General features: G+C 58.0%; 1 protein-coding gene. It reads right to left on the reverse strand.

All coding sequences use genetic code 11. The features are described 5' to 3' along the window. Positions 1–40: 40 nt before the first annotated feature. Positions 41–1,069: IS701 family transposase (locus XI03_RS01585; protein WP_271591099.1), on the reverse strand; the 1,029-nt coding region annotated here is incomplete at its 5' end.

Raw genomic sequence — 1,069 nt, forward strand, 5'->3', positions numbered from 1 at the left:
CTAGCACTACTTTGGCAGATTGTGTTTTCGGCGCCATTTTTCAAGGATTTCCTTTCGGCAATATGGGCACTGCTGAAGCGGCGGCCGAAGAATGAGATCGACGATGGCGTGACGGACGGCTGGCATGGTTGGTTGAGGCGGAGGCCCGTTGATTCTTTTTTTTCCGCCCCGCGTATGCGAGGCGACGATGCTGCAGGAAGGCGTAGGCAATCATTGTCATCAGGGCGTGGCGATGAAGACCTTGCCATGATCGCCCTTCGAAGTGGTCAAGTCCTAGCTCCTCCTTCAACTGCTGATGCGCCTGCTCACAAATCCACCGTGCCTTGATGGTGGCGGCCAGCGTGCGCAGATCCGTCGCCGCCGGAAGATTGGCCAGATAGTATTTCTTCTCCCCGGACGCACGTTGCTCGCCAATAAGCCAAGCTTCGTCGCCTGGGAGATGCTGCTGACCTTTATCCCATATCCGCTGCGGAGGGCCGTCGGCGGTCCGGACACGGAGAGCAGCAAATTGGGCTTTAAGCCGACCTTTCGTCCCGCTACGCCAACTCACGGTTTTCCATTTGGCGCCGGCCAGCATTTGTTCTGCGGCAATCGACAAGATATCAGGCACGTGGTGCTTTCGTGGTTTCCCGCGGGCTTTGGTAATCGGCCAAATGAGCTTCACATCGACCGGATATACTTTCAGGTGCCGAGGGATTCCGACAGCCCAGACCAGCCCGCGCTCTGTTAGCCCTTGTCGAAACGGTGCGCTGAGGCCGTATCCTGCATCCGCCAGCACATATCCAAAGCGCACGTTGGCCGCCATCGCGCGGTCAATCTCGGCCAAAGCAATCTCCGGCTTGGACCGTGGCGTTCGATGTTCGACTGGCACGCGAGCGCGCTTCAAACGAGATACGTCGCTTGTCCAACTGTCAGGCAGAAAGAGACGTAACGCGACCATCACGGGCACTTCGCCGCTCGCAAGCGTCAAAGACACCAGTGTTTGGCAATTTGCCGTTTTACCGAGTGCCGAGGCGTATTGAGCCGCAACACCGACCGAGCGCTCACCCTTCTTGGGAAGTGAGGTGTC

The organism is Bradyrhizobium sp. CCBAU 65884 (assembly GCF_028128835.1).
Taxonomy (GTDB): Bacteria; Pseudomonadota; Alphaproteobacteria; order Rhizobiales; family Xanthobacteraceae; genus Bradyrhizobium; species Bradyrhizobium ottawaense.